This window comes from Streptomyces sp. NPDC097617 (assembly GCF_044761485.1).
GTDB lineage: Bacteria > Actinomycetota > Actinomycetes > Streptomycetales > Streptomycetaceae > Streptomyces.
In genome coordinates this window covers 154990-176577 of record NZ_JBIWCL010000005.1, presented here as the reverse complement: position 1 = coordinate 176577, position 21588 = coordinate 154990, and the positions used below count along the sequence as shown (strand labels likewise).

At 70.6% G+C, this 21588-nt stretch carries 21 protein-coding genes and 1 tRNA gene; 16 read left to right on the top strand and 6 right to left on the bottom strand.

The features are described 5' to 3' along the window. The first annotated feature begins 20 nt into the window (after positions 1-20). Genes ACIQZO_RS11865 through ACIQZO_RS11850 form a run of 4 tightly spaced genes read left to right on the top strand, consistent with a single transcriptional unit; the run spans position 21 to position 5194 of the window. Positions 21-1550, top strand: coding sequence for a pyridoxal phosphate-dependent decarboxylase family protein (locus tag ACIQZO_RS11865; protein ID WP_403623834.1), 1530 nt, complete (start codon positions 21-23; stop codon positions 1548-1550). Beyond that, complete coding sequence (locus tag ACIQZO_RS11860; protein WP_403623831.1) at positions 1534-2832, top strand: lysine N(6)-hydroxylase/L-ornithine N(5)-oxygenase family protein; 1299 nt, start codon at positions 1534-1536, stop codon at positions 2830-2832. Before ACIQZO_RS11865 ends, ACIQZO_RS11860 begins: the two co-directional genes overlap by 17 nt. Continuing rightward, entirely contained in the window at positions 2832-3416 is a 585-nt protein-coding gene (locus tag ACIQZO_RS11855) for a GNAT family N-acetyltransferase (protein ID WP_403623828.1), read from the top strand. The genes ACIQZO_RS11860 and ACIQZO_RS11855 overlap by 1 nt, the downstream gene beginning before the upstream one ends. Next, a complete protein-coding gene (locus ACIQZO_RS11850; RefSeq protein WP_403623825.1) occupies positions 3413-5194 on the top strand; it encodes an IucA/IucC family protein in 1782 nt (593 codons plus the stop codon). The genes ACIQZO_RS11855 and ACIQZO_RS11850 overlap by 4 nt, the downstream gene beginning before the upstream one ends. Positions 5195-5595: 401 nt before the next feature. Here ACIQZO_RS11850 and ACIQZO_RS11845 read toward each other — a convergent pair whose 3' ends face one another. Further along, the gene (locus tag ACIQZO_RS11845; protein WP_403623822.1) at positions 5596-7188 is read right to left on the bottom strand and encodes a beta-N-acetylhexosaminidase; all 1593 of its coding nucleotides are present in this window, start codon (positions 7186-7188) and stop codon (positions 5596-5598) included. A gap of 172 nt (positions 7189-7360) precedes the next feature. On the opposite strand from ACIQZO_RS11845, the gene ACIQZO_RS11840 reads away from it, so the two are divergent. Next, a complete protein-coding gene (locus ACIQZO_RS11840; protein WP_327132195.1) occupies positions 7361-7636 on the top strand; it encodes a hypothetical protein in 276 nt (91 codons plus the stop codon). Positions 7637-7701: 65 nt separating this feature from the next. Further along, a complete protein-coding gene (gene glmS, locus ACIQZO_RS11835) occupies positions 7702-9519 on the top strand; it encodes a glutamine--fructose-6-phosphate transaminase (isomerizing) (protein WP_403623819.1) in 1818 nt (605 codons plus the stop codon). Between the two features lie 85 nt (positions 9520-9604). Here the strand turns inward: glmS and ACIQZO_RS11830 are convergent, their stop codons facing one another. After that, positions 9605-10174: an acetate uptake transporter gene (locus ACIQZO_RS11830; RefSeq protein ID WP_403623816.1), complete on the bottom strand. Its 570-nt coding sequence runs from the start codon at positions 10172-10174 to the stop codon at positions 9605-9607. A gap of 134 nt (positions 10175-10308) precedes the next feature. Then, entirely contained in the window at positions 10309-10842 is a 534-nt protein-coding gene (locus tag ACIQZO_RS11825) for a universal stress protein (protein WP_403623813.1), read from the bottom strand. A gap of 398 nt (positions 10843-11240) precedes the next feature. Here ACIQZO_RS11825 and ACIQZO_RS11820 point away from each other — a divergent pair, with 398 nt between their 5' ends. The 4 genes from ACIQZO_RS11820 to ACIQZO_RS11805 all read left to right on the top strand — a co-directional run bounded on the left by ACIQZO_RS11820 (position 11241) and on the right by ACIQZO_RS11805 (position 13990). Beyond that, a complete protein-coding gene (locus ACIQZO_RS11820; RefSeq protein WP_403623810.1) occupies positions 11241-11561 on the top strand; it encodes a hypothetical protein in 321 nt (106 codons plus the stop codon). Positions 11562-11937: 376 nt separating this feature from the next. Further along, positions 11938-13113, top strand: a complete 1176-nt coding sequence (locus tag ACIQZO_RS11815; RefSeq protein WP_403623807.1) for a helix-turn-helix domain-containing protein — start codon at positions 11938-11940, stop codon at positions 13111-13113. Positions 13114-13218: 105 nt separating this feature from the next. Then, complete coding sequence (gene orn / locus ACIQZO_RS11810) at positions 13219-13821, top strand: oligoribonuclease (RefSeq protein ID WP_403623804.1); 603 nt, start codon at positions 13219-13221, stop codon at positions 13819-13821. Between the two features lie 96 nt (positions 13822-13917). After that, positions 13918-13990: transfer RNA gene (locus ACIQZO_RS11805), tRNA-His, on the top strand. 115 nt (positions 13991-14105) lie between these two features. Here the strand turns inward: ACIQZO_RS11805 and ACIQZO_RS11800 are convergent. Continuing rightward, the gene (locus tag ACIQZO_RS11800) at positions 14106-15131 is read right to left on the bottom strand and encodes a LacI family DNA-binding transcriptional regulator (RefSeq protein WP_403623802.1); all 1026 of its coding nucleotides are present in this window, start codon (positions 15129-15131) and stop codon (positions 14106-14108) included. A 102-nt stretch (positions 15132-15233) separates the two neighbouring features. Between ACIQZO_RS11800 and ACIQZO_RS11795 the strand changes: the two genes are divergently transcribed. The 4 genes from ACIQZO_RS11795 to ACIQZO_RS11780 are packed head-to-tail and all read left to right on the top strand — an operon-like array spanning position 15234 to position 19840. Then, the gene (locus ACIQZO_RS11795) at positions 15234-16595 is read left to right on the top strand and encodes an extracellular solute-binding protein (RefSeq protein ID WP_403623800.1); all 1362 of its coding nucleotides are present in this window, start codon (positions 15234-15236) and stop codon (positions 16593-16595) included. Positions 16596-16602: 7 nt separating this feature from the next. Beyond that, positions 16603-17601 (top strand): carbohydrate ABC transporter permease, encoded by a 999-nt coding sequence (locus ACIQZO_RS11790; RefSeq protein ID WP_403623797.1) that lies wholly within the window; start codon positions 16603-16605, stop codon positions 17599-17601. Then, the gene (locus tag ACIQZO_RS11785; RefSeq protein ID WP_403623794.1) at positions 17523-18422 is read left to right on the top strand and encodes a carbohydrate ABC transporter permease; all 900 of its coding nucleotides are present in this window, start codon (positions 17523-17525) and stop codon (positions 18420-18422) included. The genes ACIQZO_RS11790 and ACIQZO_RS11785 overlap by 79 nt, the downstream gene beginning before the upstream one ends. Next, positions 18419-19840: a GH1 family beta-glucosidase gene (locus ACIQZO_RS11780; protein WP_403623791.1), complete on the top strand. Its 1422-nt coding sequence runs from the start codon at positions 18419-18421 to the stop codon at positions 19838-19840. The genes ACIQZO_RS11785 and ACIQZO_RS11780 overlap by 4 nt, the downstream gene beginning before the upstream one ends. A gap of 51 nt (positions 19841-19891) precedes the next feature. On the opposite strand, the gene ACIQZO_RS11775 is transcribed toward ACIQZO_RS11780, so the two are convergent. Then, on the bottom strand, positions 19892-20044 hold the full coding sequence (locus ACIQZO_RS11775; protein ID WP_403623788.1) for a hypothetical protein: 153 nt from the start codon (positions 20042-20044) through the stop codon (positions 19892-19894). 63 nt (positions 20045-20107) lie between these two features. Between ACIQZO_RS11775 and ACIQZO_RS11770 the strand changes: the two genes are divergently transcribed. After that, on the top strand, positions 20108-20296 hold the full coding sequence (locus ACIQZO_RS11770; protein ID WP_403623786.1) for a hypothetical protein: 189 nt from the start codon (positions 20108-20110) through the stop codon (positions 20294-20296). A gap of 21 nt (positions 20297-20317) precedes the next feature. Further along, positions 20318-20905, top strand: coding sequence for a hypothetical protein (locus ACIQZO_RS11765; protein WP_403623783.1), 588 nt, complete (start codon positions 20318-20320; stop codon positions 20903-20905). 29 nt (positions 20906-20934) lie between these two features. Here the strand turns inward: ACIQZO_RS11765 and ACIQZO_RS11760 are convergent, their stop codons facing one another. Next, positions 20935-21588 carry a disulfide bond formation protein B gene (locus ACIQZO_RS11760; RefSeq protein ID WP_403623779.1) on the bottom strand — a complete coding sequence of 218 codons (654 nt, stop codon included), beginning with the start codon at positions 21586-21588 and terminating at the stop codon, positions 20935-20937.

Here is a 21588-nt window from a genome sequence, read left to right as displayed (position 1 = left end):
CCATGCCCGGAGGAAAGTTGATGCGCTCGCATCTGCTGAACGAGACGACCGCGGACCTCTACCGGCGCTGCGTCACCGAGGGCGTCGAACGCGTCGCCACCAAACTCGCGACGACGCAGCGGCCCCACACCGGTATATCCGTCGACGAACTCGCCCCGGTCATCAACGCAATCGACCTGGACAAGCCGCTCGAGAACGCGGCCGCCGTCCTGGACGAGCTCGAGGACGTCTACCTGCGCGACGCGGTGTACTTCCACCACCCGCGCTACCTCGGCCACCTCAACTGCCCGGTCGTCATCCCCGCCGTGCTCGGCGAGGCGATCCTGTCGGCCGTCAACTCCTCGCTCGACACCTGGGACCAGTCCATCGGGGGCACGCTCATCGAGCGCCGCCTCATCGACTGGACCACCGAGCGCATCGGACTCGGCCCTGCCGCGGACGGCATCTTCACCTCCGGCGGCAGCCAGTCCAACTTCCACGCGCTGCTCCTCGCCCGTGACGAGGCCTGCCGCCTCGTCATGAAAAAGGCCCTCGACCAGGGACACGAGCTCACCAAGGCCGAACTCCTGCCGAAGCTGCGCATCTTCACCTCCGAGGCCAGCCACTTCAGCGTCCAGAAGTCCGCCGCGATGCTCGGACTCGGCTACGAGGCCGTCATCTGCGTCCCGGTCGACCGCAACCGCCGGATGGACACCGCGGTCCTCGCCCTGGAACTGGAGGAGTGCGCCTCCGAAGGCCTCTTCCCGATGGCCGTCGTCGCCACCGCCGGCACCACCGACTTCGGGTCCATCGACCCGCTTCCCGAGATCGCCCGCCTGGCCGACGAGCACGCCGCGTGGATGCACGTGGACGCCGCCTACGGCTGCGGACTGCTGGCCTCGCCCACCCGCCGCCACCTCCTCGACGGCATCGAGCGCGCCGACTCGGTCACGGTCGACTATCACAAGTCGTTCTTCCAGCCGGTCAGTTCCAGCGCCATGCTGGTGCGCGACCGCGACACCCTGAGGCACGCCACGTACCACGCGGACTACCTCAACCCGCGCCCGAGGGAGGCCGAGGTGGGGGCACCTCCCGTGCCCGGAGGGCTACGGGGGAGCATCCCCAACCAGGTCGACAAGTCGATCCAGACCACGCGCCGGTTCGACGCGCTCAAGCTCTGGGTGACCCTGCGCGTCATGGGCGCCGACGGTGTCGGCTCGCTCTTCGACGAGGTCATCGACCTGGCCGCGGCCGGCTGGGACATCATCGACGCCGACCCGCGCTTCGAGGTCGTCGTCAAGCCGCAGATCTCCACCCTCGTCTTCCGCTACGTCCCCGTGGGCGAGGACGTCCGCGCCGACCTGGTCGACGAGGCCAACCTGCACGCCCGCAAGGCCCTGTTCGCCTCCGGTGAGGCCGTCGTCGCCGGCACCAAGGTGGACGGGAAGCAGTACCTGAAGTTCACCCTCCTCAACCCGCAGACCACGACGGCCGACATCGCGGCCGTCCTCGACCTTCTCGCCGCACATGCCGAGCAGTTCCTGGGAGAATCCCTTGCCCTCCACCGCTAAGACCCACGACTTCATCGGCATCGGCGTCGGTCCGTTCAACCTGGGACTCGCCTGCCTGACCGCCCCGCTCAACGAGATCGACGGCCTCTTCATCGAGTCGAAGCCGCACTTCGAGTGGCACGCCGGGATGTTCCTGGACGGCGCGCACCTGCAGACGCCGTTCATGTCGGACCTGGTCACGCTCGCCGACCCGACCTCGCCCTTCTCCTTCCTGAACTACCTGAAGGACAAGGACCGGCTGTACTCCTTCTACATCCGGGAGAACTTCTACCCGCTGCGGGCCGAGTACAACGACTACTGCCGCTGGGCCGCCGACCGCCTCGACAACGTCCAGTGGTCCACCTCGGTCACCGAGGTCACCTACGACGAGCAGGCCGGCCTGTACGAGGTCCACACGGACAAGGGCGAGACCCACCGGGCCCCCCGCCTGGTCCTGGGCACCGGCACCCCGCCGCACGTCCCGCAGTCCTGCGAGAACCTGGGCGGCGACTTCCTGCACAACTCCGCCTACATGCGACACAAGGCGGAGCTGCAGAAGAAGAAGTCGATCACCCTCATCGGCTCCGGCCAGAGCGCGGCCGAGATCTACTACGACCTGCTCGCCGAGATCGACGTCCACGGCTACCAGCTCAACTGGGTGACCCGCTCGTCGCGGTTCTTCCCTCTCGAGTACACGAAGCTGACCCTGGAGATGACCTCCCCCGAGTACGTGGACTACTTCCACGCGCTCCCCGAGGACACCCGGTACCGGCTGGAGACCCAGCAGAAGAACCTCTTCAAGGGCATCGACGGCGACCTGATCAACGCCATCTTCGACCTGCTCTACCAGAAGAAGGTCGGCATGCCGGGCGAGGTCCCGACGACCCTGCTGACCAACACCTCCCTGAGCAGCACCGCGTACGACACCACCACGGGCACGTACACGCTGGGGCTGCGCCAGGAGGAGCAGGAGCGCGACTTCTCCCTCACCTCCGAGGGCCTGGTGCTGGCCACCGGCTACAAGTACACCTTCCCGGAATTCCTGAACCCGGTGCGGGGCCGCCTGAACTTCGACGGGCACGGCCGTCTCGACGCCGCCCGCAACTACAGCATCGACACCACGGGCCGCGGGGTCTACCTGCAGAACGGCACCACCCACAACCACTCCCTCACCTCGCCCGACCTGGGCATGGCGGCGTACCGGAACGCGTACATCGTCGGTGAGCTCCTCGGCCGCGAGCACTACAAGGTCGAGAAGTCCATCGCGTTCCAGCAGTTCGCCGCCCCGGAAGGCACCCTCTGATGAGCACCACCGAACTCCTCTTCTCCCGCACCGACAAAGAACTCGGTTCCTTCGCCGTGCGCCCCCTGGACCCCTTCGCCGACGCGGAGCTGCTCCACGGCTGGGTCACCCACCCGAAGGCGTCGTTCTGGATGATGCAGGACGCGTCCCTGCCGGACGTCGAGCGCGAGTACATGAGGATCGCCGCCCACGAGCACCACCAGGCCTTCATCGGTCTGCACGAGGGCCGTCCCGCCTTCCTGATGGAGACCTACGACCCGTCCGAGCTGGAGCTGGTCGGCCTCTACGACGCCCTGCCGGGCGACGTCGGCATGCACTTCCTCGTCGCCCCGAGCGACACCCCGCTGCACGGCTTCACCCGCGCCGTGATCACCACGGTGATGGCCGCGGTCTTCGCCGACCCGGCCACCGAACGCGTCGTGGTCGAGCCGGACGTCGCCAACACCGCCGTGCACGCCCTGAACGAGGCCGTCGGCTTCGCGGCGGAGCGCCAGGTCACCAAGCCGGAGAAGGAAGCCCTGCTGAGCTTCTGCACCCGCGCGCAGTTCGAGGCCGCCACGGCCGCCCAGGGGGTCTCCATATGAGCCTCACCGACGCCGTCGCGCACCTCTCCCCCGAGCTGTGGGCCCGCGCCAACCGCGCCCTGGTCCGCAAGGGCCTCGCGGAGTTCTCCCACGAGCGCCTGCTGACCCCCGAGTCCCTCGGCGACTCCTGGTACGCGGTCCGCAGCGACGACTCCACCGTGGAGTACCGCTTCAAGGCGGTCCTGCACGCCCTCGACCACTGGTCGGTCGACGAGGCCTCCATCACCCGCCACCAGGGCGGCGCCGAACTGCCGCTGGACGCGCTCGACTTCCACATCGAGCTGCGCGAGACCCTGGGCCTGAGCCCGCAGGTGCTGCCCGTCTACCTGGAGGAGATCTCCTCCACGCTGGCCGGCACCGGCTACAAGTACACGAAGCCGCAGGTCTCCTCCGACGTCCTCGCGAAGTCCTCCTTCCAGGACATCGAGACGGGCATGACCGAGGGCCACCCCTGCTTCGTCGCGAACAACGGCCGGCTCGGCTTCGGCGTGCACGAGTACCTCTCGTACGCCCCGGAGACCGCGAGCCCCGTCCACCTGGTGTGGGCGGCCGCCCGCAAGGACGTCTCCACCTTCACGGCGGGCGCCGGCCTGGACCACGACTCCTTCATGCGCGAGGAGCTCGGCGACGAGACCATCGGCGTCTTCGCGGAGCGGATGACCGCGCTGGGCCTGGACCTGGCCGACTTCCACCTGTTCCCGATCCACCCCTGGCAGTGGTGGAACAAGACGACGGTCACCTTCGCGGCCGAGATCGCGAACCACCGCCTGGTGCTGCTGGGCGAGGGCCCGGACGCGTACCTCGCGCAGCAGTCGATCCGCACGTTCTTCAACCGGAGCGCGCCGCGCAAGCACTACGTCAAGACCGCCATCTCGGTCCTGAACATGGGCTTCATGCGAGGCCTGTCGGCCGCGTACATGGAGGCCACCCCGGCCATCAACGACTGGCTGCACCAGCTGATCGAGGGCGACGAGGTCCTGAAGTCGGTGGACTTCTCGATCATCCGCGAGCGTGCGGCGATCGGCTACCACCACCGCCAGTACGAGCGCGCCACCGACCGGTACTCCCCGTACCGCAAGATGCTGGCCGCGCTGTGGCGCGAGTCGCCGGTCAACTCGATCCAGGGCGACGAGCGCCTCGCCACGATGGCCTCGCTCCTGCACGTGGACGCCGAGGGCAAGTCCTTCGTCGGCGCGCTGATCGCGGAGTCGGGGCTGACCCCGGCCGAGTGGCTGCGCCACTACCTGCGCGCCTACCTGGTGCCGCTGCTGCACTGCTTCTACCAGTACGACCTCGCGTACATGCCGCACGGCGAGAACACCATCCTCGTCATCGAGGGCGGCCTGGTGAAGCGGGCGATCTTCAAGGACATCGCCGAGGAGATCGTCATCATGGACGCGGACGCGGTGCTGCCGCCCGCGGTCGAGCGGGTCCGGGCGGACATCCCCGAGGACATGAAGCTCCTGTCGATCTTCACGGACGTCTTCGACTGCTTCTTCCGCTTCCTCGGCGCGATCCTCGCGGACGAGGGCATCTGCGAGGAGGACACCTTCTGGCAGGCGGTCGCGGACTGCGGCCACGAGTACCAGGAGTCGATGCCGCAGCTGGCGGAGCGCTTCGAGCGGTACGACCTCTTCGCGCAGGAGTTCCAGCTGTCCTGCCTGAACCGCCTCCAGCTGCGCAACAACAAGCAGATGGTCGACCTCGCCGACCCGGCGGCGGCCCTCCAGCTGATCGGCAACCTCAAGAACCCCGTCGCGGCTTTCGCCCGGCGGTGACACACGGGGCGGGGGAGGCACCGATACGGTCCCTCGGCGCCTCCCTCTCCCCACCCCCGAGATCTCGACGGCGTGACTGCGAAGCACCATGGCCCTCTTCGCGGTCACGCCTTCGTGTGTCCGCTCCCGTGGCCGCAGTTCGCGGCCCGAGTCCGAAGCCCGGATGAAGGAGCTGGAGTCGCCGCCCCTGCTCTCCTCGCCGCCACCGGGCGCGAGCGCCCCCCGCAGCTTCGACGACGCCCACTCCGAGTGCGCGGACGAGAGCGGTGACGCCCGGCTGTCCGCCGGGCGCACCCACGTGTACCCCGGCACCCGCCAGGAGGTCCTCGACCACTACCGCAAGGCCGGGGCGGCCGACGGGGCCCAGACCTCCTGCTGGACCTGCCCCCCGGCCCCACCGGTCACTGCCAGGGCACCTCCGGCGACCGGAAGAAGCCGATGCCCTGGGCGTCCAGCCGGGGCGCCTGCGCGGCCAGCCGGCGGCTGTACGAGGTCCAGTCGAGCGCGGACGCCGGGGACCAGCCGAGCTCCGCCATGCCCATGACCCGCGGGAACGCCATCTGCTCCCACTCCGCACGCGTCGAGACGTTCTCCGTCCACAGCGGGGCCTCCACCCCCAGGACGGCCGACTCCGGGAGCCCGCTCAGATACGCCCCCGGGTTCCAGGAGTAGGCGCGCCGCACCGGGACGTACCCCGCCCACGCGAGGCCCGGCTTCGTCGCCGGGTCGTACTTCATGTCCAGGTACACCCGGTCCGCCGGCGACAGGATCAGCGGGTGCCCCGCCTTCGCCGCCGCCACCACGGCGGCCTGGTCCGCGGCCGGGGTCTTGTCGTGGCCCCAGTACTGGAGCACCGCGCCCGGCGCCGGGCGGGCCGCCGCCAGCTGGTGCCAGGCCACCACGGTCTTGCCGTACCGACCCACCACCGCCTGCGCCCGGTCCATGAAGGCCGCGTAGTCCGCCGCCGGCGTCGCGTGCGCCTCGTCGCCGCCGATGTGCAGGTAGCGGCCAGGGGTCAGCTCCGCCAGCTCGCCGAGCACCTCGTCGATGAACTCGTAGGTCCGCTCCTCGGCCACGCACAGCGAGCTGAAGCCCACCTTGATGCCCGTGTACCGGTCGGGGGCCTTCCCGTCGCAGGTCAGCTCGGCGTAGGAGGCGAGCGCGGCGTTCGTGTGCCCCGGCATGTCGATCTCGGGGACCACGTCCACGTACCGCTGTCCCGCGTAGGCCACCAGCTCGCGGTACTCGTCCTTCGTCCAGTGGCCGCCCGGTCCGCCGCCGACCTCGCTGCCGCCGCCGTACGGCGCCAGCCGCGGCCAGGAGTCGATCGCGAGGCGCCAGCCCTGGTCGTCGGTCAGGTGCAGGTGCAGGGCGTTGACCTTGTACTGGGCGAGCTGGTCCACGTACCTCTTCACCTGCTCCACCGTGAAGAAGTGGCGCGCGATGTCGACCATGGCCCCCCGGTAGGCGAACCGCGGCCGGTCGGTGACCGTGCCGCCCGGTACCGTCCCGGGACCGGCCACCGGCACCAGCTGGCGCAGCGTCTGCCCGGCGTGGAACAGCCCGGCCGGCGTCCGCGCGGTGAGGGTGACCCCGCTCGGGCCGGACTCCAGCCGGTACCCCTCCTCACCCGTCCCCTCCGCGGCCTCGTCGATCCTGAGCCGGATCCCGTCGCCCGGGGCGCCGTCGACCACCGGCAGCGGCAGTCCGCTGGGGCCGCGCAGTTGCTCGGCCAGGAGTTCGCCGACCCGGCGGACCTCCTCGCCGGCGCCGCGGCCGGTACGGATGACCGTGCCCGCCCCGAAGGAGTACCCGGTGCCCGCGGCGCGCGCGGAGACGGGCGCCGGCAGCAGCCGTTCGAAGGGGGCGAGGGCCGGGGGCGGGTCGTCGCCGGGTCGGGCGTCGTCACCGCGGGCGGAGGCGCAGGCCGTGAGCAGGGCCGGGGCCGCGCCGAGGGCGAGGAGGGCGCCGAGCGTACGTCGCAGGACTCTCATGCGCACAGGTATAGGCCAAGCGGGCCGTCGCGTCCGGTGCGGTCCTCCAGGGCGGGCGGAAATCATCCGAAGGAGGTCACTCCGAACGCACTTCTGGTCCAGACCAGTGGGATCCTGCCCGGAATCGGGCAGGATCTTTGCGTTCGCCGCCGTTAGCCGACAATATCTACGAGTGCTCGATCGCCGCCCGTCGCATGACGACCTCGTCGACCACCTGGTGCGCAGCACCGCGCTGCAGCGCGGCGAGGCAGCCCGGGTGGTATTGGACGTGCTCGCCTACTTCGACGAGACGACCGAGGAGTTCGTCCGCCGCCGCCACCGGGAACTGCAGTCCGGCGGATCGGTCAACGCGGAGATCTTCGAGCGGATCGCGGCCGAACTGCCGCACCGCGCCGTGGCGCCGCCGGAGCTGTCGCTCCGGCAGTTGCGCCGCATCGTCTACGGCTGAGCCGGCGGCCGCGGAAGCGGCCGCGGGCGGGCACAGGAACCGAACTTCAGGAGGGGTTAAACCGTATGTGCGGAATCGTCGGTTACATCGGCAAGCGTGACGTGGCACCGCTGCTGCTCGAAGGCCTGCAGCGACTGGAGTACCGCGGGTACGACTCCGCGGGCATCGTCGTGAACAGCCCGAAGGCCTCCGCCCTCAAGGTGGTCAAGGCCAAGGGCCGGGTCCGCGAGCTGGAGTCCCGCGTCCCCAAGCGCTTCGCCGGCACCACCGGCATCGCCCACACCCGCTGGGCCACGCACGGCGCCCCGAGCGACATCAACTCGCACCCGCACCTGGACGCCGAGAACAAGGTCGCCGTCGTCCACAACGGCATCGTCGACAACGCCTCCGAGCTGCGCGCCAAGCTGGAGGCCGAGGGCGTCGTCTTCCTCTCGGAGACCGACACCGAGGTGATCGTCCACCTGATCGCCCGCTCCGGGGCCGAGTCCCTGGAGGACAAGGTCCGCGAGGCCGTCAAGGCGATCGAGGGCACGTACGGCATCGCCGTCATGCACGCCGACTTCGCCGACCGCATCGTCGTCGCCCGCAACGGCTCCCCGGTCGTCCTCGGCATCGGCGAGAAGGAGATGTTCGTCGCCTCGGACGTCGCCGCCCTGGTCGCCCACACCCGCCAGGTCGTCACCCTCGACGACGGCGAGATGGCCACCCTGAAGGCCGACGACTTCCGCACCTACACCACCGGCGGCGCCACCACCACCGCCACCCCGGAGACCGTGGAGTGGGAGGCCGCCTCGTACGACATGGGCGGTCACGACACCTACATGCACAAGGAGATCTCCGAGCAGCCCGACGCGGTCGACCGCGTGCTGCGCGGCCGGATCGACGACCGCTTCAACACCGTGCACCTGGGCGGCCTGAACCTGGACCCGCGCGAGGCGCGCGGCATCCGCCGGGTCAAGATCCTGGGATGCGGCACCTCGTACCACGCGGGCCTCATCGGCGCCGGCCTCATCGAGGGCATGGCCCGTATCCCCGCGGACGCCGAGCCGGCCTCCGAGTTCCGCTACCGCAACCCGGTCGTGGACCCCGACACCCTCTACATCGCGGTCTCCCAGTCCGGTGAGACGTACGACGTGCTCGCGGCGGTGCAGGAGCTCAAGCGCAAGGGCGCGCGCGTCCTCGGCGTGGTCAACGTGGTCGGTTCCGCGATCGCCCGCGAGGCCGACGGCGGCGTCTACGTGCACGCCGGCCCCGAGGTCTGCGTCGTCTCCACCAAGTGCTTCACCAACACGGTCGTGGCCTTCGCGCTGCTGGCCGTGCACCTGGGCCGCATCCGGGACCTCTCGGTCACCGACGGCAAGCGGATCATCGAGGGCCTGCGCAAGCTGCCCGCGCAGATCCAGGAGATCCTCGACGGCGAAGAGGACATCAAGAAGCTGGCGGCCGAGTTCGCCGAGGCCAAGTCGATGATGTTCATCGGCCGGGTGCGTGGCTACCCGGTGGCGCTGGAGGCCTCCCTCAAGCTGAAGGAGATCTCCTACATCCACGCCGAGGCCTACCCGGCCTCCGAGCTCAAGCACGGCCCCCTCGCCCTGATCGAGCCCTCGCTCCCGACGGTCGCGATCGTCCCGGACGACGACCTGCTGGAGAAGAACCGCGCGGCGCTCGAGGAGATCAAGGCCCGCAGTGGCCGGATCCTGGCGGTCGCCCACCGCGAGCAGGAGAAGGCGGACCACACCATCGTGGTCCCGAAGAACGAGGACGAGCTGGACCCGATCCTCATGGGCATCCCGCTCCAGCTGCTGGCGTACCACACGGCCCTGGCCATGGGCCGGGACATCGACAAGCCGCGCAACCTGGCGAAGTCGGTCACGGTCGAATAGCCGCACCCCGCACGCGCACGGCCCCCGGGATTTCTCCCGGGGGCCGTGCGCGTGCGCCTGCCGTACCGTGCCGTACCCGTACCCGTCAGCCCGTGGCGACCGCGCCCCGGCTGGAGGACTTGCCGAAGGCCAGTGGCCAGTGGGCGAGGGCGGCGGTGGCGCCGTACCAGGCCAGGAGCCCGCCGACCGCGGCCACCCAGCCGGCCACCTTGGCCAGCATGCTGTTGTCGGCGAAGGCACCTATCGCCAGGAGCAGCAGGGAGAGGGTGAACAGGCCGTACACGCCCTGCCCGAAGAGTCCGCTCGCCGCGCCCACGGTGAGGGTGATGCCGAGGAGGGCGAACAGGACGAGGAACGTTCCGGCGGCGTCCGCCGAAACCTTTCCGTCGGCTCCTGCGGCCCAGGTGAACCAGAAGGCCCCGAGGCCCGCGAACGCCGTGCCGTTGAAGCCGTTGCCGCCGCGGAATTCGAGGACTCCGATGACGAACAGGGCCAGACCGCCGACGTAGGTCGCGAGTGACACGGAACTGGCAGCGGACACACCGTCGATCACTCCGGTGTGGCCGATACCGAATGCGAGAAGGGTGAGACCCAGGGCGATGTGCCCGAGGGTCGAAGTCGAGGCCGTGCTTCCCGCAGAGACACCGTTGTCCACGGCGGGCTCCCTTCGATCTGCAGTTGTTTGCTGCGTCCCAGCAGCATTTATCTACCCTTTACACGGGGGCACAACCGCACAAGCGGCTTAACGAAAGGTCACGGGACGACAACGGTGAGTCAGGTCGGGGGCAGTCAAGGAATGACGACGACCGGTCGCTGTGCGCGCTTGGCCAGCCGGCCGGCGACCGAGCCGAAGATCCGGCCCACGATCCCGTGCGTGGAGCCGACCACGATGGCGTCGGCCGAATACTCCCGGCCGACCTCCTCCAGCTCATGGCAGATGTCACCACCGCGCTCGACCAGGATCCACGGCACTTCGGCCAGATAGTCCGCGCAGGCGAGTTCCAGCCCGAGCACCTCGGTGCGGTGATCCGGCACGTCGACGAAGACGGGCGGCTCGCAGCCGGCCCACACCGTGGTGGGCAGCCGGTTCGCGACATGGACGATGATCAGACCGGACCCGGAGCGACGGGCCATGCCGATCGCATAGGCGAGCGCGCGCTCGCTCGACGTGGATCCGTCGAATCCCACAACGACCCCGTGCCGGAAGGCCGGATCGCAGTGTGTGCGTGTCTGTTCCGCCGCGCGCAGATCGGCGGCCGACGCGGGGTCGGCGACGCGTTTGCGCTTGCGGTCCGCAGGTTCGGAGAATTCGTGACCGGCCATGGGTGTCTCGGCGAAGAGGTCCTTGGAGGAAGCAACAGGGGCGAAATCGGCGACGCAGTGTGACGGAGCTCTGTCCGGGAAGCATCTTCCCAAGCCCATACCCTCCAGGGTACGGCGACACTCCTGTACTGCACAGGGCATGCCGCCCTTGGAGAGCGTCCCAGGGAGCATGCCGGAGCGAGCGCGCCTTGGCAATGACCACTGTCCCCTACAGCCAGTGACGAGGCGCGGCACCGCCACCCGTGCGCACAGTGACCGAGTCCCGTTGCCGGGCGTTGGGACATGCGTCCGACCAACAGGTAAGAGCCCGAAGGGAGCACGCCGTGCCCGGTCATCCGGATCACCCCGTCCAGCCAGCTCGGCCGACGCAAGCCCCCCGTCCATCCCTTCACTCGTCCGTGCGCGACGCCGGACACCCCCTTGACGACCCCGCGGGTGACGTCGTGCGCTGGGCCGCCTTCAGCTGCCTGCTCGTCCCCGTGGTCCTCGTCGTCTACGGGACCTCCTACGGCGGGGCCGCCGTCGCGACCCTCGGCCTGCTCGCCGTCACGGCCGCGTGCCGGGTCCTGCTGCGCCACTCGGAGAAGATGCAGCGGGTCGAGGCCCGCGTGCGCTCGCAGGAGCCGCCGCCGTCCGCGCACCGCCGCCGGCACTCGCGCGGCGGGGCCGGGAACCGCCGCGTCTACCGGGGCTCCGACCCCGCCTCCCCGCAGGACTGACTCATTCGCACACCCACACACGCATGTTTTCAGCCAACTTCCCGGCAGGTTGACCTCCTTGCCGGAATGTCCCCCCGCCCCCCTCACCACCAGCGACGACAGAGCGCGGGGGGCGTTCTGGCCCTGCGGGTACTGGCCATGGCCGGGCGGCATGCTTCCTGTTCGGGTAGCGGAGTGGAACGCTTACTGATCGAATGCTTTTCGCCAAGTTGAGAAGTCGACATAGCGCTGCGTGCTGAACTTGTCACGCCGACACCACGGGACGCAGTAGATTCGATCATGTATTTACGGCGGGGGATCCACGTGCAAGGCCGAGGGGAAACGTGCAGGTGCGACCAGACCAAGGAGTCGCGACACCCAAGGGGGGCTTAGCGCCATGAGCCAGGATTCCACCGCCGTCGTCACAGCAGACGCCGGCCGGAAGCTCGCGGGGCGTCGCCGCAGGGAGATCGTCGCGGTGCTGCTCTTCAGCGGCGGACCGATCTTCGAGAGCTCCATTCCACTTTCCGTGTTCGGCATTGACCGGCAGGACGCGGGAGTTCCACGCTACCGATTGCTCGTGTGCGCCGGTGAGGACGGTCCGCTCAGGACCACCGGCGGACTCGAACTGACCGCGCCGTACGGGTTGGAGGCGATCGCCCGGGCAGGAACGGTCGTCGTTCCCGCCTGGCGCTCCATCACTTCACCACCGCCGCCCGAGGCGCTCGACGCACTGCGTCTGGCGCACGAGGAGGGGGCCCGGATCGTCGGACTGTGCACCGGAGCCTTCGTGCTCGCCGCCGCCGGTCTGCTGGACGGCCGGCCCGCGACGACGCACTGGATGTACGCGCCGACGCTGGCCAAGCGCTACCCGTCCGTGCACGTCGATCCGCGCGAACTGTTCGTCGACGACGGCGACGTGCTCACGTCCGCCGGCACGGCGGCCGGAATCGACCTGTGCCTGCACATCGTGCGCACGGACCACGGCAGCGAGGCGGCCGGGGCCCTGGCCCGCAGGCTCGTCGTGCCGCCGCGTCGCACGGGCGGCCAGGAACGCTATCTCGACCGGTCATTGCCGGAGGAGATCGGCGCCGATCCGCTGGCCGAGGTCGTCGCCTGGGCCCTGGAACACCTCCACGAGCAATTCGACGTGGAGACGCTGGCCGCCCGCGCCTACATGAGCAGGCGCACCTTCGACCGGCGGTTCCGCTCGCTCACCGGCAGCGCTCCGCTCCAGTGGCTGATCACCCAGCGGGTGCTCCAGGCACAGCGGCTGCTGGAGACCTCCGACTACTCGGTCGACGAGGTCGCCGGACGCTGCGGCTTCCGTTCACCGGTCGCCCTGCGGGGTCACTTCCGGCGGCAGCTGGGGTCCTCCCCGGCCGCCTACCGATCCGCCTACCGGGCACGCCGGCCTCAGGCCGACGTGGCACAGGTGGCCGAGATCAACTCGGGTCCTGTTCCGCACCAGCGCACCCCGCAGCCCCACCGGGCGGCGGCGGCCCTGGCCGCGTCGGGTCCCACGGTGACGGAGATGTACGCGCCGGGCCGGGCCCTGCGGGAACACGCCTAGCCGCTCACCGAGTACGACGCACGAAGGTCCTCCATCGGTCACCGCCGATGGGGGACCTTCCGCATATGCGGTCCGCGCCGCGGAGGACCGCATAAGGTGGGACACATGAACGATCGCATGGTGTGGATCGACTGCGAGATGACCGGGCTCTCGTTGACGGACGACGCACTTATCGAGGTGGCCGCACTGGTCACCGACTCGGAGCTCAACGTGCTCGGCGAAGGCGTGGACATCGTGATCCGCCCGCCGGACGCCGCCCTGGAGACCATGCCCGACGTGGTGCGCGAAATGCACACCGCCTCCGGCCTGCTCGACGAGCTGGCCGGCGGGACCACCCTCGCGGATGCCGAGGCGCAGGTCCTGGCCTACGTGCGGGAGCACGTGAAGGAACCCCGCAAGGCGCCGCTCTGCGGAAACTCGGTCGGCACCGACCGCGGCTTCCTGCTGCGCGACATGGCCGCGCTCGAGAGCTACCTGCACTACCGGATCGTGGACGTGTCCTCGGTCAAGGAGCTGGCGCGCCGCTGGTACCCGCGGGCGTACTTCAACAGCCCGCCGAAGAACGGAAACCACCGGGCGCTGGCGGACATCAAGGACTCCATCACCGAGCTGCGCTACTACCGCGAGGCGGTCTTCGTGCCGCAGCCCGGGCCCGACTCGGACACGGCCAGGACCATCGCCGCCAAGCACGTGGTGCCGGGCGCCTAGAACCCTCCGGAGGGGGGTGGGGTCAAACGGGGGAGCGAGCACCCTCCCGGACCCTGTACCCTTTTCTTCGGCCGGTCGGTTTTCCGACCGGACATGGTGGGTGTAGCTCAGTTGGTAGAGCACCTGGTTGTGGTCCAGGTGGCCGCGGGTTCAAGTCCCGTCACTCACCCTGATGGAAGGCCCCGGTCCGCGAAAGCGGACCGGGGCCTTCTGCATGACCGGGCACCCGTGAGGAGCCGGTCCGGGGCGGGTCCCGGAACCGGTCCGGAGCCGGTCCGGGACCGTCAGGACGACTCCCGGACCACCAGCCGGTTCGGCAGGACGGCGGCCGCCTCGCCCGTCTCCCCCGCGATCCTCCCCAGCAGCATCGTCGTCATGGTGCGGCCCATCTCCTCGATCGGCTGCCGGACACTGGTCAGCGGTGGGTCCATGTGCCGGGCCACCACCGAGTCGTCGAAGCCGACCAGCGCCACGTCCTCGGGGATCCGGCGGCCGGCCGCCCGCAGCTCCAGCCGGGCGCCCGCCGCCATCACGTCCGACGCGGCGAAGACCGAGTCGAGTGCGGGCCGGCGCTCCAGCAGCTCGCGCATGGCCCGCCGGCCGCCCTCCTCGGTGAAATCGCCGACCGAGATCAGCGGCTCGTCGACGACGTGCCCGGCCGCGGCCAGGGCTTGGCGGTAGCCGTCGAGGCGGCACTGGGCCCCGTACACGTCCAGCGGTCCGGTGATCGTGGCGATCGTACGGCGGCCCCGGTCGAGGAGGTGGCGTACCGCCTCGGCCGCGCCCGCCAGGTTGTCGGAATCCACGCTCGGCAGGGTCTCGGCGGCCGAGCGGCGGCCGCTGATCACCGTCGGGATGCCGAGCTCGGCCAGCAGCTCCGGCAGCGGGTCCCCGGCGTGGACCGAGACGAGGAGCACCCCGTCGACGCGGTGCCCGGCCAGGTACTGGGAGAGGCGGCGGCGCTCGCGGTCACTGCCGGCGAGTGTGAGGACGAGCTGGACCTCGGTCTCGGCGAGGGCGGCGCCGACGCCGCGGACCACTTCGGAGAAGTAGGGCTCGGCGAAGAAGCGGGCCTCGGGCTCGGGGATCACGAGAGCGATGGCGTCGGTGCGGTTGGCCGCGAGGGCGCGCGCAGCGCGGTTCGGTACGTACCCCAGCTCGGCCACGACCGCCTCGACGGCGACCCTGGTGTGCTCGCTGACCTTGGAGGATCCGTTGATCACCCGGGAGACCGTGCCGCGCCCGACTCCGGCGCGCGCCGCGACCTCTTCCAGGGTCGGCCGTCCCCCACTGCGCCCGTGCCCGCTCATGGCTTCCTCCCGGTTGTGAATCTACCTCTTGACGACTGTGGGAGCGCTCCCACACTGTGTCACACGACACCCGGCACGTTTCGTCCTTCAGGGAGGAAGCCCATGCGCGTCCGAGCCCGAACCCGAGCCCGCACCCGAAGAACCCTCTTCACGACCGTCACCGCGGTCGGAGCGGCGGCCCTGCTTCTCGCGGGGTGCGCCCAGGACCCCGAGGAGGGCGGCGGAAAGGACGGCCCCGCCGCCGGCAAGTCCGGCGGCGGGGCACAGACCACCCTCACCGTCGGCGTCTTCGGTGCCTTCGGACTCCAGGAGGCCGGGCTCTACGACGAGTACATGGCGCAGAATCCCGGGATCCGCATCGAACAGACCTCCATCGAGCGCAACGAGAACTACTACCCCCAGCTCCTCACCCACCTGGGCACGGGCAGCGGGCTCGCCGACGTCCAGGCCATCGAGGTCAACAACATCGCCGAGATCACCGCCACCCAGGCCGACAAGCTGGTGGACCTGGCCAAGGCCCCCGGCGTGGACAAGGCCGCGTACCTGCCCTGGAAGTGGGCGCAGGGAACGGCGAGCGCGGCCAAGGGCGGGGCCACGGTAGGCCTCGGCACCGACATCGGCCCGCAGGGCATCTGCTACCGCAAGGACCTCTTCGAGGCGGCCGGGCTGCCCACCGACCGGGCGGCGGTCGGGGCGCTGTGGGCGGGCGACTGGAACAAGTACCTGGAGGCGGGCCGCACGTACAAAGCCAAGGCCGGTGACGGGAAGGCCTTCGTGGACTCGGCGTCCGGCGTGATGGCGGCGGTGACCGGCAGCAGCGCCCAGCGGTTCTACGACGACCAGGGCAAGGTCGTCTACAAGACCAACCCGGCGGTGCGCGGGGCCTTCGACCTGGCGGCCTCCTTCGCCACAGACGGACTGAGCGCCAAACTCCAGCAGTTCACCCCGGCCTGGGACCAGGGCTTCTCCAACGGCAACTTCGCCACCCTCTCCTGCCCGGCCTGGATGCTCGGCTACATCCAGGACAAGGCGGGCCCGGCGGGCAAGGACAAGTGGGACGTGGCGCAGGCGCCGAAGCCCAGCAACTGGGGCGGCTCCTTCCTGGTGGTGCCGAAGGCGGGCAAGCACGCCGAGGAGGCGGCCAAGCTCGCGGCCTGGCTGACGGCCCCGGCGCAGCAGGCGAAGCTCTTCGAGAAGCGGGGCAGCTTCCCGAGCGCGAGCGCCGCGTACAAGCTGCCGTCGGTGTCGGGCGCGCAGCACGCGTACTTCGGCGGCGCCCCGATCGGCGAGATCTTCGCGAAGGCGGCCGAGGGGGTGCCGGTGACCGTGGTCGGCCCGAAGGACCTGGTGATCGCGCAGAACCTGGCGGACATCGGGATGCTCCAGGTCGACCAGAAGGGCCGCAGCCCGCAGGAGGGCTGGGATGCCGCGGTGAAGGCGATCGACAACGCCCTGGACCAGTGAGGTACGGGTGACGGACGAGACGGCTGTTCTGTCCCCTTCCACCGTCGGCCCGAAGCGGCCGGCGGCGGAGGGGGGCGACCGGGGCCGCCCGGGTCAGGTGTGGCGCTCTCGGCGCTACCGCTGGGACCTGCGCTGGAGCCCGTACGCCTTCGTGGCGCCCTTCTTCCTCTTCTTCGCCGCCTTCGGGCTGTTCCCGCTGCTCTATACGGGCTGGGCCTCTCTGCACCAGGTGGAGCTGACCGACCCCGACAGCATGACGTGGGTGGGGCTGCGGAACTTCACCCGGCTGTGGGAAGACGAGTTCTTCTGGAACGCGCTCCGCAACACCGTGACCATCGGGCTGCTGTCCACGGTGCCGCAGCTGGCGATCGCGCTGGGCCTGGCCCATCTGCTCAACTACCGGCTGCGGGGCTCGGCCTTCTTCCGGGTCGCGGTGCTCACCCCGTACGCCACCTCGGTCGCGGCCGCCACACTCGTCTTCGTGCTGCTCTTCGGCCGGGACTACGGGATGGTCAACTGGGCGCTGTCGGCGGTGGGTTTCGACTCGGTCGACTGGCAGAACGGCACCTTCGCCTCGCAGTTCGCGGTCTCCACGATCGTGATCTGGCGGTGGACGGGCTACAACGCGCTGATCTACCTGGCGGCCATGCAGGCCGTACCGGCGGAGCTGTACGAGTCCGCCGCCCTCGACGGGGCCTCGCGCTTCCAGCAGTTCCTGCACGTCACGGTGCCCTCGCTGCGGCCGACCATCTTCTTCACCTGCGTGGTGTCGACGATCGGGGCGACCCAGCTGTTCGGCGAGCCGCTGCTGTTCAACGGCGGGGCCGGCGCGACGGGCGGCTCGGACCACCAGTTCCAGACGCTCGGGCTGTACCTGTACGAGCAGGGCTGGGTGAACCTGCACCTCGGGCGGGCCTCGGCCATCGCGTGGGCGATGTTCCTGATCCTGCTGCTGATCGCCGGGGCGGCGCGGCTGCTGCGCGGACGGAAGGACGGCTCCCGATGAGATCACTGCGCGCGGGCAGGCTCACGTACGTGGTGCTCGCCCTGTTCACGGCCGGCTCGCTCTTCCCCCTCGTGTGGACGGCGATCGCGGCCTCCCGCAGCAATACGCGCCTGGCGCAGACCCCGCCGCCGTTCTGGTTCGGCGGCAATCTGGGGCACAACCTCCAGGTGGCGTGGACCGACGCCAACATGGGCACCGCCCTGCTGAACACGGTGATCGTGGCGGGCACGGTCGCCGCGGGCACCGTGTTCTTCTCCACGCTCGCCGGATTCGCCTTCGCCAAGCTCCGCTTCCGGGGCAGCCGGCCGCTGCTGGCGCTGGTGATCGGGACGATGCTGATCCCGCCGCAGCTGAGTGTGGTGCCGCTCTACATGCTGATCGCGAAGCTGTCGTGGACCGACCGGCTCCAGGCGGTGATCCTGCCGACCCTGGTGGGCGCCTTCGGGGTGTTCTTCATGCGCCAGTACCTGGTGCACGCGCTGCCGATGGAACTGGTGGAGGCGGCGCGTACCGACGGGGCGAGTTCGCTGCGGGTCCTGTGGCACGTGGTGTTCCCGGCGGCCCGGCCCGCGATGGCGGTGCTGGGGATGCTGACCTTCGTCATGGCCTGGAACGACTTCTTCTGGCCGATCGTCGCGCTGACCCAGAACGGCAGCCCGACGGTGCAGGTGGCCCTGACCGGACTGGGCCGGGGCTACATCCCCGACCAGTCGGTGATCATGGCGGGCGCGCTGCTGGGCACGCTCCCGCTCTTGCTGGTGTTCCTCGTCTTCGGCCGCCAGATCGTCGGCGGCATCATGCAGGGAGCGGTCAAGGGATGACGCACACGAACACGAACACTGAAGCGGACGCGGGCACGAGCGTGGACACGGACACCGGGGCGCGGGAACTGCGGTTCCCCGACGGGTTCCTGTGGGGCACGGCCACCGCGGCCTTCCAGATCGAGGGCGCCGCCGCCCTGCGCGGTCCGTGCATCTGGGACACCTTCTGCCGTACGCCGGGCAAGGTGCACGGCGGTGACACGGGCGATGTGGCGGTCGACCACCACCGGCTGTGGCGGGAGGACGTCCGGCTGATGGCCTCGCTCGGGCTGGGTGCCTACCGGTTCTCGGTGTCCTGGCCGAGAGTGCTCGCCGGCGGGATCGGCTTCTACGACGCGTTGGTCGACGAGCTGCTCTCGTACGGGATCCAGCCCTGCGTGACCCTGTACCACTGGGACCTGCCGCAGGAACTGGAGAGCGCGGGCGGCTGGCCCGAGCGCGAGACGGCGTACGCCTTCGCCCGGTACGCCGAGCAGGTCGCCGAGGTGCTGGCCGACCGGGTGGGGCTGTGGACCACCCTCAACGAGCCCTGGTGCAGCGCCTTCCTCGGCTACGCCTCCGGGGTGCACGCCCCCGGCCGCACCTCCCCCGCGGACTCGCTGCGCGCCGCCCACCACCTCAACCTGGCGCACGGGCTGGCCGCCGCGGCCCTGCCCGCCCGGGCCAGGGCCGGTATCGCGCTCAACCCGAGCGCGGTGCGGCCACTGACCGGCTCGCCGGCCGACGCGGACGCGGCACGCCGGATCGACGCCCTGGCCAACCGGGTGTTCACCGGCCCGCTGCTGCACGGGGCGTACCCGCAGGACCTGCTCGCGGACACCGCCCCGGTGACGGACTGGTCCTTCGTCCGCCACGGCGACGAGGCGCTGATCCACCAGCCGCTGGATTTCCTCGGGGTGAACTACTACACCCCGGCGGTGGTCTCCGCCGCCCCCGGCGGGAACGGCCCGCGCGCCGACGGGCACGGGGCCGCGGAGCACTCCCCCTGGCCCGCGGCGGACGGCGTGGCCTTCCACCAGCCACCGGGCGAGCGGACCGACATGGGCTGGTCGGTCGACCCGACCGGCCTGTACGACCTGCTGATGCGCTTCACCCACGAGGCGCCCGGGCTGCCGCTGCTGGTCACCGAGAACGGTGCGGCGTACGCCCCCGACCTGCACGACCCGCAGCGCATCGGCTACCTGGAGGCCCACCTCTCGGCCGTCCACCGCGCCCTGACGGACGGCGCCCCGGTGGAGGGCTACTTCCTCTGGTCGCTGATGGACAACTTCGAGTGGTCCTACGGCTACAGCAAGCGCTTCGGCATCGTCCACGTCGACTACGAGACCCAGGCCCGCACCCCGCGCTCCAGCGCCCACTGGTACGCCCACCTGGCCCGGAAGGGAGCCTTCCTCACCTACGGGGACGAGGGGCTCTAGGCGAGGGACGACGGGCGACGGGCGACGGGCGACGGGCGACGGGCGACGGGCTCAGCGGAAGGCCTGGGCGGAACGGGCCGCCCAGTCCGCGAAGGGGCGCGGGGCCCGGCCGAGGATCTCACGCACGGCCGGGCTCGGCTCCCGTTCGGCGGGCAGGGGATCCCCGAGGATCGCGAGGGTGCCCTCCACGACCGGCTCGGGCATGAAGGTCAGCATCTGGGCGCGGGAGCGACGGACTACGGACTCGACCGGTCGATCGCCGCGGTCATGGGCGTCCTGCTCGACTGGGCCGAGCGGCAGTTCCGGGAGATGGGCCGCGCCGACGCCCGCGAGCTCGCCGTCGCCCTGATCGCCGCCTACCAGGGCATCTCGCTGCTCACCAACACCTTCCGCGACCCGGACCTGATGACCACCGAGGCCCGCCGCCTGGAACGCTGGATCGACTCCCTCACCTGAGGGCCGCCACCGGAGATGACGATGCACGCAGGTGACCGGCCGAGCCGCACCACACCCCCGCGCCCCCTGGACGTGGAGTCCCTCTTCCCCGGGCTGGCCGCCCACCGCCGTGCGGCGACCCGGCTGCACCCGCGCCCCGCCGCGCCCGGAGTGCACGACAGCCATGTCGGCGGGCCGCTGCTGTGGCCCGCCGACGACCCGTGGCCCATCTGCACGGTCCCGCACCGGGGCGCACCCGGACCGGGACCGCTGCCGCTGCTCGCCCTGGCCCAGCTCCACGCCCGCGACGTGCCCGACCTGCCGGCCGGGCCGGACGGCTGCGACCTGCTCCAGGTGTTCTGGTGTCCCTTCGACGCCCACGGGCCCACCGGTCACGGCATGTACGTGCTCACCGGGCCCGGTCCCATGGACTGCGACGCCTGCACCGGAGCGATGGACCTGCTGCTGACCGTCGCGACGGACGAGTGGGACACGGACAGCCGGAGCTGGATCCCGCAGGAGGACGGACCGCGGAACCCGACCGGGGTGGTCGTCGGCAACCACGGCAGGCTCAACATCTTCGCCTGCCCCCGGAACCCGGCCCACCCGCACCGCTTCAGCATCCAGTAGCCCCCGGGCCCCTTCGGGCGGAGGCCCGGTCAGCCCAGGATGTTGAGGTCATGGAAGAACCGGTACCGGTTCGGGGCGTCCGGGAGGAACCAGTGGAAGCCCTCCTCCAGGAAGACCGCCAGCATGCTCACGCCGATGACCAGGCCCAGGAACCACACTGCGCCCAGGCCCGCCGTGCGCAGCGCCCCCGGCCGGACCGCCGGGACGGCGCGGTCGGCCGTCGCGTGGGCGAAGGCCAGGGCGATGCCGATGGCGACCACCGAGACCTGGAAGAGGATCCACGCCCACACGTACAGGTGCAGACCGAGCACCTCGCTCCCGTACCCCTTGTTCCCCGGCAGGATGTGCAGCATGGTCTGCCGCCAGGACGCGAAGGAGCCCCCGATCGCCGCGACCAGCGACAGGCCCCAGCCCGTCATGTAGACGCGGCCCGTCACCGTGCCGCTGAGCAGGGCCGCGCGGATGATGTACGCCGCGCCCAGCGCCGCCAGCAGCATGAACATCCGCTGCGCGACGCACAGCGGGCACGGGACGACCCCCGTCCCGAACTGCTGGTAGAGGCCGCCCAGGACGACACACGTCCAGCCGACGGCGAAGAAGCAGGCGAACCAGTACTGGGCCCGGCCCAGCAGGCCGCTCTCCGCCGGGGCGTCCGGCACGAGGCTGTGCATCGTCGCGGCCAC

Bases quoted from the DNA above. Each gene is read 5' to 3' on its own strand.
- ACIQZO_RS11865 (WP_403623834.1), top strand. From the start codon at position 21: ATGCGCTCGCATCTGCTGAACGAGACGACCGCGGACCTCTACCGGCGC.
- ACIQZO_RS11855 (WP_403623828.1), top strand. From the start codon at position 2,832: ATGAGCACCACCGAACTCCTCTTCTCCCGCACCGACAAAGAACTCGGT.
- ACIQZO_RS11850 (WP_403623825.1), top strand. From the start codon at position 3,413: ATGAGCCTCACCGACGCCGTCGCGCACCTCTCCCCCGAGCTGTGGGCC.
- ACIQZO_RS11845 (WP_403623822.1), bottom strand. From the start codon at position 7,188: ATGAGAGTCCTGCGACGTACGCTCGGCGCCCTCCTCGCCCTCGGCGCG.
- glmS (WP_403623819.1), top strand. From the start codon at position 7,702: ATGTGCGGAATCGTCGGTTACATCGGCAAGCGTGACGTGGCACCGCTG.
- ACIQZO_RS11825 (WP_403623813.1), bottom strand. From the start codon at position 10,842: ATGGCCGGTCACGAATTCTCCGAACCTGCGGACCGCAAGCGCAAACGC.
- ACIQZO_RS11815 (WP_403623807.1), top strand. From the start codon at position 11,938: ATGAGCCAGGATTCCACCGCCGTCGTCACAGCAGACGCCGGCCGGAAG.
- orn (WP_403623804.1), top strand. From the start codon at position 13,219: ATGAACGATCGCATGGTGTGGATCGACTGCGAGATGACCGGGCTCTCG.
- ACIQZO_RS11800 (WP_403623802.1), bottom strand. From the start codon at position 15,131: ATGAGCGGGCACGGGCGCAGTGGGGGACGGCCGACCCTGGAAGAGGTC.
- ACIQZO_RS11795 (WP_403623800.1), top strand. From the start codon at position 15,234: ATGCGCGTCCGAGCCCGAACCCGAGCCCGCACCCGAAGAACCCTCTTC.
- ACIQZO_RS11780 (WP_403623791.1), top strand. From the start codon at position 18,419: ATGACGCACACGAACACGAACACTGAAGCGGACGCGGGCACGAGCGTG.
- ACIQZO_RS11775 (WP_403623788.1), bottom strand. From the start codon at position 20,044: ATGCCCGAGCCGGTCGTGGAGGGCACCCTCGCGATCCTCGGGGATCCC.
- ACIQZO_RS11770 (WP_403623786.1), top strand. From the start codon at position 20,108: ATGGGCGTCCTGCTCGACTGGGCCGAGCGGCAGTTCCGGGAGATGGGC.
- ACIQZO_RS11765 (WP_403623783.1), top strand. From the start codon at position 20,318: ATGCACGCAGGTGACCGGCCGAGCCGCACCACACCCCCGCGCCCCCTG.